Below are 14491 nucleotides of genomic sequence, written 5' to 3' on the forward strand. Positions count from 1 at the left end.
TTTATCGCGGAGAACTGCGTTGCCCGTATAACCATTACCGGGTCCCGCTGAATGGTCCTGTTGGTAGTGAGGATCGTGCGAAAGAGAAATTATCTTCAGCATGGATTGAGTTAACCACAAATCTTCATGAGGCCGGGAAATGAGCACAGATATTGAACTCATGCAGCACGCTCTTGGTATCAACGAGCACAACAGGACGCCGTACCGCAATTATTTCCTCGCTGGCGACGGTCATACGGACAACTCGAAGTGGCAAGCGCTTGTTGCTGATGGTTGTGCAACTTCTCGGCCGGCACCGGGTTTCGTTGGCGGTGGCGTTCTCTATCACGTCACAGATAAAGGCGAAGAGTTGGCGATTGCTGCGTTGCCTGAGCCAAAGAAAAAGACACGATACGAAGATTACCTGGATGCAGATAGTTGCCTGTCATTCAGTGAATGGTTGTTGGGCTACCAGCTTCCAGAAGTCGAATATAACCGTCATGGGAAATGCCGGATGTACCGCTGCTCATACGATGCAGCTTATGGGTATCCGCGCCGTGATGTTGAAGGCGAGTGGTGCGACACCAAAAAATCGGCAAAGGCCAGTTACAAAGAGGCGCTGCGTAAATCAAAACAGGAGGCCGCCCAATGAGCAACATCGACAAACAGGCGCTGCGTGATATCGCAGAAAGCATTGAGCGCGAAGAATGGGAGGTTCTTGATAATGGCGATGATGAATATCAGGTTATCGTCAAAGGGAGCCTTGAAAAAGGGGAAACCTACCGTTCTTACCAGCCAGTTTCTAATGAAATATCCGAGCGAAAAATCGCGGCCTTTATCGCGGCATTCAGCCCGGCAACTGCGCTGGCGCTGCTGGATGATCTGGAAGCCGCAGAGCATACGGCAGCAGTAGACCATGAAGCGGCATGTTCTTTGGTTGAGGAAAACGAGGAAGTAAAACGCAAGTTGGCAGCAGCAGAGAAGCGCATAGCAGACTATCACAGAGCGCTTAACAATCTCGCCTCCGTCGCCCGTCGCTATCTGCCAGATTATGACGAGCATCCTGATATTCAGGCCGCAGATGACTTGTTAGAAAACGCCGCCACGCATCAGGGTAGCCAACTTGTAAGTAATCGTGATGAGTTGCCACCAGATGAAATCGAGTGCGATATCTGTGGACATGTATCTACTGACCCAGAGGGGCGGCACCACTGCTGCGAGGATAACAGCAATGATTGATAAATATCGTTTAGATGATTTACGGCTTGAGTCCGGCGAAAAAGGTGAGTTAGCCCGCTGGGTGGTTCAGTTGCAAACAGACCTGGATAGCGAGCGGCGTAAGGCTGGCAACTATCCGGTAATTGGCATTGACCTAGCAGCCGGTCCTGACAGAACGGTAGAAGTTCGCTACTTTGCACCACCCGGTTACGTGATGGAGCCTAAGTGCCTAACCGCTGAGAATGGCGCTAAAAGCGTGATGATCGGTGAGTTTTCAGAAACTAAGTTTATAAACTGCCCTGAGTGTTTTGGTGATGATGAATGCGAAACTTGCGACGGTAGCGGAAGAATTGAAATTTCAGTGCCTGTCAGTTGGACGAACATCAAAGCAATTTGGGCTAAAGGTGTTGCGCTTTTTGCAACAGTATCGCAGCAAGAGGTGGACCTCACGCCAAAAAAGTAGACTACTGCGATACTTGTACCGAAGGTGCGCGTGGTGGATGTGGAACATGTATTTTTAACGGTAATTTTTGATGAGGTACATATGACTAGCAATGATTTTATGGAAGAGAAAGAAGTATTTGACCTGCTAGGTAAGAAAAAAACAGCAGTTTGGAGATTACGAAAGGAGCATGGTTTCCCAAATCCGGTTCTCACTTATCCCTCTCGTTATAGTCGCAAAGCAGTTATTAAATGGATTGAAGATGGCGGAATCAACAAAGCAATTCAATAATAAATTATATCTCTCGAGTTGCGTCTATATTGGCGCAACCATCATGATAAAAATTTAACAACCACCTACCAATCAATGTTATTCCAACAACCTGGACTATCACTGGCAAAAAAATCTATCTTTACTCTGCAAGGAGGTATTACCTGATGAATAGCACTAATCACATGATTACAATATGCTTGATTATCCCCATAAACCGAAACGGCAATGCTTTTAATGTTAGATTTAGCGATTCTCTTTAAAATGTATTCATCCTGCTTACCCAACCCCCATCCATAGATGACTAGTTTTTCACCAATTTTTTGATAAACCTCACGGTAAATAACGCTTAGGTAGTGACTTCCTTCAATTGCTTTAATTTTTTGTTGACTATGCCCCTCACAAACGAAAAGTGGCACACACTTCTCAGAAGCCCAAGCGTCAAGAATCTCATCAAGTAAACAAACATCTCCTTTAGTCAACTTAATCTCTGACTCCACCTTATCTCTTACAAGTATTAAATTCCCATGAGGGTAAAAAACAAGTGTAGTAGTTTTATCGAAACGTAGCTTTCCTCGGAGCCATTCCCATTCATTTTTAAATTCGCCATGAATGAAACAATCCTTTATAGTATGTCGGTCATAAACACCATGCCCATACATGCTAGCCCAGTACAGTATCAAGTCATAATTTAAGGAGATAACAGTATCAAAATTTTTAATAAAATTATAGATAGAATCAAGATATACAGAGACCTCTGCGTGCTGTGGATGAATCCCCCTTACTGATTTAATAAGGCAGTCCCTTACACGTAGATATGCTTCATGAGTTTTTAAATCTGGTACACCAAGAGATTTGTTAACATTTGATGCCTGCCATACCAATCTCAAAACTAGCTCAAAGTCATTAGTATTAAAAAATTTAAATAATAAAGAAACATCTTCAGTCAGAAAACCTTTGACATAGGCATAATCTATCAATGATGAATATCCAAAGCGACGGTCTATTGCGATACTTGCACCATTCCCCAACAACAATGCACCTCGCGAGTAGTAACCACGTAACTCTGCCCATTTATGGATTTTATGTACCATCTATATGAACTCCTTTTCAGATATTTTTTATACTATAGTTATAAATCAAAATCATTCGATAAGAATTATAAATAATTTAATTTAGATATTTCACATGCCAGAAAATCTTATCAGCATACAGTTCATATGCATCTTTCTGCTCCACCAGCCAGTCGTGTTTGTTATAAACCGCCATCACTCCCCCAAGCTCATGCCCCAACATCTTTTCGAGGACGTGGGGCATCACTCCCTCCCCCGATAAGTTTGTCACCAGCGATCGCCTGAAGTCGTGTGTTCGCCACTCCGGGATATCAATTTTATTCCTTAATTTTTTCATGTATAGATTGGCTGACGAGCGATCTATCGCCTTGTCCAGTTCCTGGCCGGGAAAAAGAATATCCCTGCCGGAATTGAGTAACCTTTCCACGTATGGTTTCACCTGGTCGAATACAGGACGCCGGATTACGTTCCCCATCTTGGAATGCTCTCCTGGTGTGGTCCAGATGAGATCATCCATATTAAACTCGCTGGCAGTTGCAAGCCGCAATTCAGACAAACGTGCCCCCCAAAGCAACAGCAACTGGTGAAGAACTTTGTTGGAGGAAACGATCTTGCTGTTCTCCAGTGCCAGCCAAACTTTTGCAAGCTCGGTATATGTGAGAACCCGGCTACCCACATCGGGCTTTTTCCCAATGGTTTTAACGCTGAGTTTCAATACTTCACATGAGGGAATCAGTTGACGACTGATGCACCAGTTCATCACGGATCGAAGCTGGAGAAGTAATACCCTGGCTTTCTTGCCGTTCTTCTTTTCCTGCTTATCGAAGAACCTGACCCAGGATGAAACGGGAATGTTGACTACCGGTGCATCCGGGAATTCTGTGTACATGGTGTTGTACACAACTGACTTGTACAGCGTCCGGGTGTTAGGCTTGAGAGTCTCAACATATTTCGCCCACCACTGATCCAGACACTCCTTTAACGTTAGCTCGCCATCTTCCTTGGCAAAATAATTTTTAGGGTTCAGTCCCTTGATGTACAATTCGCGCATCTCACCGACTATCACGCGAGCCTCTTTGAGAGACATTGCAGGGTATCGGCCAACAGAAAGGCGGACAGGCTTACCGTTCCAGCGGTAACGATACTGAAACGTAATCGTTCCGGTTGGGGTGATACGCACACTCAGACCGTCACCATCTGTGACTTCGGGTGCGCCGTTGTAAGGCTTGGCATTTATGCTGCGAAGTTTGGTATCACTGAGGGCCACGGCTTAGTATCCTGTACACACTGAACTTCAGCATTCTGTACTCAATCTGTACGCAATGGCAAGTGAACGAAGTGATTTCCTATGCGGAAACATGAGAAAGGTTACGAAATAAAAGGAATGAAATGCTTGATGGGGTGCGGACTGATAGGATAACATTCAACACAAGAAGAACACTTAAAAATCAGTTAGTTCAAAGTCCCCTTAGTTAAATGGATATAACGAGCCCCTCCTAAGGGCTAGTTGCAGGTTCGATTCCTGCAGGGGACACCATGACATGCCTCTCCTGATATCTGCTGAATTCAATAAAATCGCTTTACTATCATAGACAGTCTCTTAATTCTGGCTACACGACGTCAGCCCAATTAAACGTAAATCAATAATCGTTTAGGGGCCTTGAATAACAGTAGACATTGCCTGTCCTCACGCGCGAGCTGCGCGACGGACATCGCTGAACGGTGTGAGAGTTCCCCCCTTTTGATTTTGAACTCAACGGGATATATAGGCTTTTTTACCCACTGCAGTTAATGATTTCATGGATAGTGACCACTATCCTTTTCAGGAGTTTCAGATTCTGCCAGACGGGGCTGGAATGACGCTTACTCCTCAGCCGTGCGTAAAGTTATCCTGAAGCCATTATTGTCGGGGACGATGTTTAGCATGGTCAAGGTTGCGCAGGCAAACGCGTCCTGAGCACCGTTAGCATCGGGGACGACGGCAATCACGCGCGCACCGCTTGCATTCCCGGCCCGTATACCGGCCTCCGCATCCTCAAAAACAAGACAGTGACGGGCGTGATAACCAAGAATCGATGCTGCTTTCAGATAGCCTTCAGGCGAGGGTTTTCCTTCTGCGACATCCTCTGCGCAGACCATCACGGCCGGAAGCGGTAATCCGGCTGCCCGCATCCTGTTAATAGCCAACTCTCTGCTTGCGGAGGTAACGAGTGCCCAGCGTTCCTGCGGCAGGCGCTTCAACAAATCGGCCGCCCCGGCCATAGCGACAATCCCGTCAAGGATCACCAGTTCACGTGCATCCAGCTCCTCTGCTGCCGTCACGGCCTCTTCGCCTGCGCCTAAAAAATGAATAACCGTATCAATCGTTTGTCGCCCATGAGCAAAGGCGATAACCTCTTCTGCATCCAGATCAAAGCGGGCACTGAACCTACGCCATTCATTTTCAACCACCTCCGTTGAGTCTACCAGGGTGCCGTCCATATCAAACAGAAACGCTTTAGCCTGTAACATGTCCTTCTCCTTTCTAAGCTGTATTTCAGTCGCATCGCGTTGCCACCTTCACGGACGATCCGGATACTGGTATGGAACGCTTCTGGTTCGATCCGGGTCAGCGACAGCTCGAATCAACACTCAGGAACGACGAAACGGATATCTACATTGTCATTCTTATAGTGGTTTTTCTGATGTTCAATATTAAACGCCATCATGCCGCAAGCGACTTGCGACAGACGTTGTCATTGGGCAAGAATAAGTAAAAACAGGAGCCGGTTTCCCGACTCCTGTTTTACTTCAGCTACATTTCCCTGGCTGTCAGTTACCAGCTGTATTTCACTCCCAGCATGCCCTGGGTGTCACTGTAGCCTTTATCCCCCATCTGTACGCCCACGTTGCCCCAGACGCTCAGACGGTCATTCACTTTGCCTTCCACCCCGGTGCGGATTTCGCCCAGGTTGCGTGCGCCGTCACGACTGACTTTCGTGCCGTCCATCTTCACGCCAAAGGTTTCGGTGTTGTGGATCCAGTTCACTTCCACGAACGGCTGGAACTCACGCTGTTTACCGTCATCCATTTTGTGGTGACTGTTCAGGTACGTTCTTACGCCCAGACGCGTCTGGATGTTGCCGTCACCCTGCGTTTCGATGCGGGTACCGTCTTTCCGGGTGTGCGCGTTGTCTTTCACGCCCATCCAGGTGACCTGCGCCTGCGGCTGTACATACCAGGTGTTCAGTGTGCCCTGGCTGCCGTTGAACTCACCGGCTTTCAGGGTGTAACCCGCTTCCAGCGAGGCGGTCAGCCCTTTCGAGTTGTAGCTGTCGCTGTCGCGGTTATCCGCTTCCACACTGCTGTCGAACCAGTTGTACAGCATCCAGCTGTCAACATACGCCCCGGTTTTGTCCGCCTCGTTCTGGTACCAGGTGCCGTACAGACCGGCGCTGTAGCCGCTGATACGCCCGTCTGAACCGTAACCGGCACGGTCGCTGCGGGTATTGCTGTGCGCATTCGCATAGCCGCCCATCACGCCCAGATGCCAGCGATCGGCGCCGTCGGTACTCCACTGCGCGATGTCGCCACCCAGTTGCAGCACGTAGCGGTTGCTCTGTGTTTTCAACTGACCGTCACCGGCAGAAGACCGTTCGTGTCCGCCGACATGACGCATCCACATGCTGGCGGCCAGTCCCTCGCCTTTCAGCGCATCGGTGTACTGTGGTTCACCGAGACGGTCGTGCAGACGGGTGTTGAACAGCGTGTTGGCGGCCGCGATATTGCCGATATAGCTGCCCGCTTCCGGACGCAGCGCATCCGGTGCTGTCGGGTCAACCACCGGTGAGGTCCCTGGCTTATCCGGCGTGGCCGGGGAGACCGGGTCTGTCGGGGTGGTGCTGTTTTTCCATTTACTGGTCAGATACCAGTTTTTCGCCGCGCTGCCGGTGCCTTTCGCCAGCGCATAGACATAAGCCCCGGCCTCCACGGTGCCGGTGGTCAGGGCGAAGTTGCCGGCAGAGCTGCCGTTCACCTGAATCACCTCAATACCGTTCACCGTCTGCGCCCCGGTGCCGCCGGTGTTGGTGACACTGACCCGGGTGTTACCCGCCGTGTTGCCGTTCACCGTCAGTTTGTCGGTCGGAGAGCTGTCGCCACCCAGTTCGGTGTTGAACGCCAGCAGGCCGTTGCTGCCGGCGTAGTTGCCGTTGACGGTCAGGGTGTTGCCCGGCTGACCGTCCGCACGGGTCAGCAGAACGGAACCGCGGTTGTTCAGGTTGCCGCCGACCAGGAAGTCCGTCATCTGCATCGTCCCGCCCTGCATGACATCCACATTCCCGGCAGTGCTGCCGTAACCGGTGAAGGTGGCGCCGTTGTGTACATTCACCTGTTGGCTCGCCATTTCCAACGCAGAGTCAGCGTCACTGCCGAGCGTCAGTTCGCCGGCGGTGATGTCGGTAGTACCGGTATACGCAGCAGAGTCCGCTGTCAGGGTCAGGGTACCTGCGCCCTGTTTGTTCAGGCCGCCGCTACCGCTTACGCTGTTCACCAGCGTCCAGTCACTGGCGGTGTCGACGGTCAGCAGACCGTTATCGTTCACTGTCGCCGTACCGAGATGGTTCTGTTCACCGACGGTCAGGTTGCTGCCGCTGTCGATGTTAAACAGACCACTGAAGCTGCTGTTGTCACCGGAGAGGGCGGCGTCCGTGGTGTTTGTAGCGTCCACATTACCGGTTCCGCTGATGTTGTTTGCCAGCATCCCGGTGACATTGTTCAGCGTCAGGGTGCCTTCGTCGGTGATATCACCGCTGCCTGCGCCCTGTGCATCACTGAGGACCACTTCCGCACCGCTGCTGATGTTAGTGATCACACTCAGACTGCTGTTGGCACCGTCAATGGTCAGCACGCCGCCTTCAACGTTCAGTTTCCCACCGCCGTTCAGGATGCCGTTACTGTCCCCGCCCCCCGTCAGCGTCAGCGTGCCGGCGTTGAAGTCAAGCTGTGAACCGCCATCACCGGCCAGGATGCCAGCAGTCTGCCGTGTGCCGTTGAGGTCAGCTTTCGCTCCGCTGTTAATCGCCAGTCTGGCGGTATCCCCCAGCGCACCGTCGACGTCAGTACGCAGAGTCCCGCTCAGGACCGTGGTATCACCGGTGTAATCGTTGCTGCTGTTGGACAGGGACAGTACGTCACTGCCTGTGGTACTGACCGCCAGGCTGCCGCTGCCGGTGATGCGGGCGGACTGGTCCGCTGCCGCACCGGTGGCACCCGGTGTGCCGTCGAGCGTCAGGGTCTGGTTTGCCAGCAGCTCCAGTTCTGTCAGGCCATAGTTGACATACAGACCGTCCTGGCTGCCGGATGAACCGGCCGTGGTCAGGCGGTAATCGTAAGTGCCTTTCGCCACCGTGCTGCCACCCTGAGCGATATCCACCTGCGTGTCGTCCGTGATGACATTGCCGCTCTGGTCCTGCAGTACCAGGTTACCGCCAGCACCGTTAACCAGTGCGGCGCCAACCAGCTCCAGGCCGATGTTGGCGTCATCCTGAGTCATCAGTGAGGCGGTAGTGCTGGTTTCATGGCCCGGGACATACGGCGCCGGAACGTTAATTTGTACCGTACCGTTACCGGATGCATCCAGTCTGTTGACCGTCATATGACTGGTCGCCACTTTCTGTGCTGGCGCGCTGGCGTTAAACGCCACTTTACCGCTGGCGAAAGCCAGACCGCCGATAACCTGTTCCCCGTCCGCCACGGTGGTGACGCTGCCGGTATCGGCCTTCAGGGTGGCATTCGTCAGGGCGGTGGTGTTCACCCCGCCCAGCGCCAGGGTCGCATTGCTCAGGTCCACGGTCCCGACAAAGGCGCTGCCGGTGGTGGTGGCGAAGTTAAACGCCTGTCCGGCGTTCTCTACCGCCACGGTACCGGTGCCGGTCAGGGCATTGGTCAGCGTCCGGTCGACCGTGCTGTTCACCGCCAGAACCGAGGCGGCATCAATATTGAACCCGGCACCGCCGGCTGGTTTACCGCCGAGGGCATAGTTGTTATCCAGACTGAACAACGAGCCGTTACGCAGATTCACCTGGTTATAGTTGTTGATTTGCGCGCCGGTGCCGTCCATATGGAAGCCCGCCGTCACGCCGTCAAACACCGCCGTGGCCGTACCGCTGCCGCCGTTGAGCGCCGTAAAGGTGTTACCGTTACCCAGAACGGTGACCGTATCGTTACCCGCCGAACCACTGACTGTGTTCACGTCCGCGTTGTTTTTCAGCAAAACGGTATTGGTGCCGTTACCGCTCAGCGCGATATTGCCGCCAACAGTTCCGCTGTCCACCGTGACCGCGTTATTGCCGCTGGTGGTGGTGATATTGTTACTGACCGTACCGCTGTTGTTCACCGTACCGCTGGCACGGTTCATCACCACATCGCCGTTGATGGTCCCGGCGTTAGTCACTGTGGCATTCGCCGCGTTCATCGCCAGCGCCGGGTTACCGGACGCTGACGCAGTGATAACCCCGGTGGCAGTGTTGGTAAAGGCGGTGGCATTCGCCGTCTCCACCGTCGCCGTCGTGGTGCTGGCTGAGGTCAGCGTACCGCGGTTAGTGGCGGAGGTGACGCCGTTACCGAGTTTCAGAGCCGCGCCGCCCGCGGCGTTGCTGACGTTCACGCTCACTGCGGTGTCAGTGGTGCCGGCGGTGTTCGCATAAATCCCCGTACCGCCGGTGCCGCTGACATTAATGGTCAGGCCGGACGAGCCGGAGAGGTCCAGGTTGCTGCTGGTCGCACTGCCATCGGCGTTTGCAAAGGCAATCCCGGTACCCGCGCCGCCCACATTAATAGTGCCGCTGTTGGTGTCGTCGATGGTCACCGAGGTACGGACCCCGGCACCATTCGCCACATCAATGGTGGTGCCCGTCAGTTGCAGGTCGGTCAGATTACCGGCGTTCTCGATGCCGTTACCGGATGCGCCCGCCGCGCTGACAATAATATGGGCATTCGTCACGTCGAGTCCGCTGGCGCCGCTGCTGACCAGCACACCGTCTGCCGTGCCGCGGGCTTCAACGGTGCCCACGCCGCTGCCGACGAGGTTCAGGCTGCCGGCCGCCAGTTCGATGGCGGCATTCCCGTTGGTCGCCAGCACCGTGCCGCTGTTGGTGACGGTAGAGGCCTGTCCCTGGTCACCGGCTCCGATATACAGGGCAGTCCCGTTCGCTTCGATGCTGCCGGTGTTGTTAACTTTCCCGCCCATTACCTTAATGGCGGTGGAATTCGTGCCGGTCAGCAGGACATTACCGCTGTTGGTCAGTGTTCCGCTGTTTTGCGCCGTAAAGGCGGTGGCACCGGAAACCGTGGAGCTGATGGTTGCGGCGTTAATCAGTTCCGCGCCGGTATTTTGCTGCAAGAGCGCGCCGTCAGACGCATAGGTGTTACCGTCAACCAGTCCGGCGGTGGCACCGCTACCGGTCAGCGCCAGCGTCGCACCGCTCTCGATGGTGGCGGTCGCACTCCCCGAAGAAATCACCCCGGTGGCGCCGTTACCACTGATATCCAATTGACTGCCGCTGCCGATAACCGCCGTCGTATTTTCACCGGTGGCGTACAGCGCAGTTGCATCCTTCCCGCTGGCCGCCACCTGAATGTCGCCGTCCATCGCCGCCCCATCTTCCAGACGGAACAGGGTGGAACGCTCACCGGAGGCATCCAGCACCGTCCCGGTCGGGACACTGGTGTTGATGGTGGAGCCCGCGCCGGAAATAGCAAACAGGATCTGGTCCGTCGCGGAGGAAGAAAACGCAGGCGTCGCAGTACCGGAGAGGTTCACGGTTGCCCCCTCTGAGGCCCGCACGCCGGTGGCGCCGTTGCCGTTCAGGGTCACCGTTCCGGCGGTCATGTTGACCGTGGTGCTGGCACCGCTGGCAACAATCCCGGTGGTGCGGTTGGCGGTATTGCCACCGTTCAGCACCAGGTTACCCGAGGTGTTGACCACCGTGGTGCGGGTACCGGTCGCATCCTGCGCCACGATCCCGGTACCGCCGGCACCGACGGTGATGCTGCCGGTATTATTACCGCGGGCACCCGCTTCAACCAGCAGACCGGTGGTGTTGTTTCCGGTAAAGACGATGTTCCCGGCGTTGCTGACTTCCGCCCCGTTACGGGCAATGAAGCCGGTTACCGCATCCAGCGCGGAATTCAGCGCCGCCTCAGTGACCAGCAGGGTGCCGGATCCAAAACCTGCCGCCCCCGCCGCCAGTGCCGCGTTCGACAGCACGCCCGCAATCGGGCTGCCCAGAACATTACCGTTGATGTCATAGCCCTGACCGTCGGCAATCCCCGCGACTGCGCCGGTGGCGGTCATGTTGATGGTGGCGTTAGACGAGATTTTACCCTGCGCACCGCCCTGGATAACCACGCCGGTGGCATCCCGGCCGGAGAGATTAAGGGTCATACCGCCGGAGTTAAAGGCGGAGACATTACCGCTGATGGCATCTTTACCGTTGGCGACCACGGCGGTTGACCCCTTACCGGAGGCCGTCAGGACGGACGCCGCACCGGCGCCGCCGGTAAAGTCGGCCCCGTCATCGACGCGGAACAGCACGGAATCTTCGGTGCTGACATCCTGCGCGCCGGTACCGTTGTTGGTGATGGAAGCCGTCTGCCCATAGACGTAGTAGCCAATCTGGTTGCTGCCGTCAGTAAAGTTCACTTCACCGGTACCGGAAATGGTCACATTGCCGCCATAGCGGGCATGAACGCCTATCGCCCCGTCCCCGTCCATGTTGATCTGGCCGGAAATATCGACCTGCGAGCCAGTGCCTTCAGACCAGACACCGTAGTTACGCAGTCCGGTTGACAGCTCTGCGCCGCCGGTAATATTGATGTCGCCGGATAATGACGCTTTCCCGCCGGAAACCGCTTTGATCCCGGTATTATTCACGCCGTTAAGGTTGATGATGCCGGAACTGCCAACGGTCCCCGCCGTTTTGCTGAACGAATAAATCCCGATGCTTTCAGAGGGAACAAATGCCCCATCATCCCCGTCGCTGTTGACGTTGATAGTGCCGCTGTTTACCAGGGACGCGGTGCCATCAAGGGCATGCAGACCATAGACACCGTTGGCCATCGAACTCAGCGTAATGGTCCCCTGGTTATCACCGCGGCCACCGGTTTCCGTGTGAATCGCGGCACTTTCGGTATTCAGATAGGCTTCGCTACTGCCATCCTGGGTGTAACCTAAATTGATATGACCCGTCGGCGTGTTAACGAAAGAAGAGGCGTTATACACCTTGGCAATCCAGACGCTGCCTGTCTGAAACTTATCGACAGCGTTGCTCCAGTAACCGGTATTAATGGTCCCGGCATTTTCAGCAGTGGTTCCGATATGTGTCTGAACCCCTTCAACAATCCCATTCTGGTTTTTATTGGTGTAATTGTAACGGGGTGAAATGGTGTAGGTCCCCTGGGCGCTATTTATAAAACGACTGTCGTTGCCATCAACGACAATTGCGATATTTTGATAAGCGCTATCCGGGATATTCCCCCCCAGGCTCAGGAACCCATTATTGATAAAGGATGAGCCACTGTTAATGTGGGCGATCCTGTTAGTGGTCATTGCCGTACCGTTATTAATAAACGTGGCATTATTATTCAGTTTGACAAGCAGAAATGATGCGCTGCTGCTTGCTCTCAAATCAATTGAACCACCCGGGGCAATGTTGATAGTAGCATTTTGCCCATTTGCCTGAAGAACAGCGACATCACGCTCACCATAAACAGAAACGTCAAACCCATCCGGGGAGTGAGAGACCTGATAAGTCTGCGAGGTTGAGGTATACGCTTTTTTCAGTTCAGACTGATAGCTGGTGTAAGCCAGATCGCCGGAAGACAATTTACTGATAAGCCAGTTATTCCAGGTTTTAAAATCAGCCAGGGAACTGACGGTATGCGATGAACCGTCAAACGCGGTGAAGGTCCCCACATAACTGTCAGTCTTAATGCTCCGGTTAATGGGTGAACCCAGCGTATCCAGGTCACTCGGAATATTTGCATAAATGAGTTGTTGTGACGTCCAGTTAGCCGTGGCGTCATTTGCCGTGGTGCCATCCACATAAACCAGGGCGCTTTCTCTTAATTCCCCAAGATTATACTGGCTTTTATTCAGCGATATATTAGCAACACCATTCGTTACCGTTGCCAGTCGGGTATCAATATAAGGTTCAGCATCCGCTAAGACAAAGGATTCAGCAGGGTTGAAATAGTAGGCATCAAGCTCGGTAAACGCGCCAGAGCTATAGACCATAACCGTTTTGTTACTCGAGGTGATCGGATCAAATACGGTTACCGCCGTGGTCAGGCCAGGGAAAATAATCGTGTTCCCGGCCGCAGGCAAAGACGTCACAGCGCTCCCGCCTTGCATTACGGTGTAGCCTGCGTCAATGACTTGTTGGAGATGAGTATAATACTTATAGGTCATATCTCCTGCCCGCCATGTATCCAGCCCCGAAACCGACCAGGTATTGCCGTCAGTAATGACCGCAGCGCCGGTCTCATTGCTGTTTGTTGCCGCGCTCCAGGTGGCATCAAGCTGGCAATTCAGGGAGGCAAGATCGCAGGTGGCTGCATACGCCCCTGCTGTCATTACCGCCATCAGGCCGGTCGCCTTCACCGCATTGCTGACGGCTCTTTTGATTCTGGCGCGACCAAATTCCGAAGTGACAACCCATTGCATCAGGGTGCTGTTCCAGATAACGCGATAGATTTTGTTCATAAGATCCCTCTGTTACACCCTGTCTGTACGGGTTGTAATATTGCTACTGATAAATTCATCCTGAGTTATTCCAATGCTTTTACTCAGAAATGAGAACGCTGCCCGTCTTTCGCTGGCGGGCTTTTTAATTTTCCGGGTACTGGCTTTTTGCGCATGAATTAAAACTGAATATGTCATTTAACATCCTGTTTTTAATCGTTTATATCTGTATCATCCCTGTGATGATGCGTGAAATAATGTGTTCTGGTTGTCTGATAAATAAAACAACGTAATTAATACCGTGATAAAAAGGAGTTTTCACCATAGGATGAAAGGCTAACAGGGGCAGAGTTAAGAGCGACAGAAAATCAGAAGGTTAACAGAATAACGTAACTAATTTTTAATGAGAAAATACCAAATATTAACTTACCAAAACACGCGACCGAGTGTTAATTAACACAATAATCAAATAAGAACAAAAACAGATAAAAATCAAATCCGGTCAGATACTCTATGCTCCAAAATCCTTTTCTGAACTTATTATAATTAGATAGGATTAACTTTGAAACAAAGAAAATTCTTAAATATATCCTTAGTACATTATAACACTTAAATAAATCAGGGATAATTAAGAATATTAGACAAAAATACCTGACACAGATAAGCATATTATTTCGGCATTACAACTAACACTATAAAAACACGCCATAAAAAATGAAACGCGAACTAATTTGTATTACGTTGGTTAAATTGTCATTGAGTAATGTTCATTTTATTAAACAAAAA

General features: G+C 52.5%; 9 protein-coding genes and 1 tRNA gene. 6 read left to right on the forward strand and 4 right to left on the reverse strand.

Going from position 1 to position 14491, the window contains the following annotated elements:
- The first annotated feature begins 139 nt into the window (after nucleotides 1–139).
- From QQZ17_RS24015 to QQZ17_RS24030, 4 genes are all read left to right on the forward strand, one after another.
- Nucleotides 140–631, forward strand: a complete 492-nt coding sequence (locus QQZ17_RS24015; RefSeq protein ID WP_200016139.1) for a hypothetical protein — start codon at nucleotides 140–142, stop codon at nucleotides 629–631.
- Entirely contained in the window at nucleotides 628–1218 is a 591-nt protein-coding gene (locus QQZ17_RS24020) for an ead/Ea22-like family protein (RefSeq protein WP_284554202.1), read from the forward strand. The genes QQZ17_RS24015 and QQZ17_RS24020 overlap by 4 nt, the downstream gene beginning before the upstream one ends.
- On the forward strand, nucleotides 1211–1660 hold the full coding sequence (locus QQZ17_RS24025) for a hypothetical protein (RefSeq protein WP_284554203.1): 450 nt from the start codon (nucleotides 1211–1213) through the stop codon (nucleotides 1658–1660). Before QQZ17_RS24020 ends, QQZ17_RS24025 begins: the two co-directional genes overlap by 8 nt.
- Nucleotides 1661–1741: 81 nt before the next feature.
- Complete coding sequence (locus QQZ17_RS24030) at nucleotides 1742–1930, forward strand: DNA-binding protein (protein ID WP_200016165.1); 189 nt, start codon at nucleotides 1742–1744, stop codon at nucleotides 1928–1930.
- A 65-nt stretch (nucleotides 1931–1995) separates the two neighbouring features.
- On the opposite strand, the gene QQZ17_RS24035 is transcribed toward QQZ17_RS24030, so the two are convergent.
- Nucleotides 1996–3003 carry a DUF4917 family protein gene (locus tag QQZ17_RS24035; protein WP_200016141.1) on the reverse strand — a complete coding sequence of 336 codons (1008 nt, stop codon included), beginning with the start codon at nucleotides 3001–3003 and terminating at the stop codon, nucleotides 1996–1998.
- 76 nt (nucleotides 3004–3079) lie between these two features.
- Nucleotides 3080–4249, reverse strand: a complete 1170-nt coding sequence (locus tag QQZ17_RS24040) for a tyrosine-type recombinase/integrase (RefSeq protein ID WP_284554204.1) — start codon at nucleotides 4247–4249, stop codon at nucleotides 3080–3082.
- Nucleotides 4250–4444: 195 nt separating this feature from the next.
- Here QQZ17_RS24040 and QQZ17_RS24045 point away from each other — a divergent pair.
- Nucleotides 4445–4519, forward strand: a tRNA-Arg gene (locus QQZ17_RS24045).
- A gap of 326 nt (nucleotides 4520–4845) precedes the next feature.
- Here QQZ17_RS24045 and QQZ17_RS24050 read toward each other — a convergent pair.
- The gene (locus QQZ17_RS24050) at nucleotides 4846–5493 is read right to left on the reverse strand and encodes an HAD-IA family hydrolase (RefSeq protein WP_199800601.1); all 648 of its coding nucleotides are present in this window, start codon (nucleotides 5491–5493) and stop codon (nucleotides 4846–4848) included.
- Nucleotides 5494–5564: 71 nt separating this feature from the next.
- Here QQZ17_RS24050 and QQZ17_RS24055 point away from each other — a divergent pair, with 71 nt between their 5' ends.
- The gene (locus QQZ17_RS24055) at nucleotides 5565–5738 is read left to right on the forward strand and encodes a hypothetical protein (protein ID WP_187696655.1); all 174 of its coding nucleotides are present in this window, start codon (nucleotides 5565–5567) and stop codon (nucleotides 5736–5738) included.
- 59 nt (nucleotides 5739–5797) lie between these two features.
- Here the strand turns inward: QQZ17_RS24055 and QQZ17_RS24060 are convergent, their stop codons facing one another.
- Complete coding sequence (locus tag QQZ17_RS24060; protein ID WP_152403184.1) at nucleotides 5798–13726, reverse strand: autotransporter outer membrane beta-barrel domain-containing protein; 7929 nt, start codon at nucleotides 13724–13726, stop codon at nucleotides 5798–5800.
- Nucleotides 13727–14491 lie beyond the last annotated feature (765 nt).

It is taken from the genome of Citrobacter sp. T1.2D-1 (genome assembly GCF_950098555.1).
Taxonomy (GTDB): Bacteria; Pseudomonadota; Gammaproteobacteria; order Enterobacterales; family Enterobacteriaceae; genus Citrobacter_A; species Citrobacter_A telavivensis.

Excerpts from the sequence above, each read along its gene's own strand:
- QQZ17_RS24030 (WP_200016165.1), top strand. The coding sequence starts at position 1,742 with ATGACTAGCAATGATTTTATGGAAGAGAAAGAAGTATTTGACCTGCTA.
- QQZ17_RS24015 (WP_200016139.1), top strand. The coding sequence starts at position 140 with ATGAGCACAGATATTGAACTCATGCAGCACGCTCTTGGTATCAACGAG.
- QQZ17_RS24060 (WP_152403184.1), bottom strand. The coding sequence starts at position 13,726 with ATGAACAAAATCTATCGCGTTATCTGGAACAGCACCCTGATGCAATGG.
- QQZ17_RS24050 (WP_199800601.1), bottom strand. The coding sequence starts at position 5,493 with ATGTTACAGGCTAAAGCGTTTCTGTTTGATATGGACGGCACCCTGGTA.
- QQZ17_RS24020 (WP_284554202.1), top strand. The coding sequence starts at position 628 with ATGAGCAACATCGACAAACAGGCGCTGCGTGATATCGCAGAAAGCATT.
- QQZ17_RS24025 (WP_284554203.1), top strand. The coding sequence starts at position 1,211 with ATGATTGATAAATATCGTTTAGATGATTTACGGCTTGAGTCCGGCGAA.
- QQZ17_RS24035 (WP_200016141.1), bottom strand. The coding sequence starts at position 3,003 with ATGGTACATAAAATCCATAAATGGGCAGAGTTACGTGGTTACTACTCG.
- QQZ17_RS24055 (WP_187696655.1), top strand. The coding sequence starts at position 5,565 with ATGGAACGCTTCTGGTTCGATCCGGGTCAGCGACAGCTCGAATCAACA.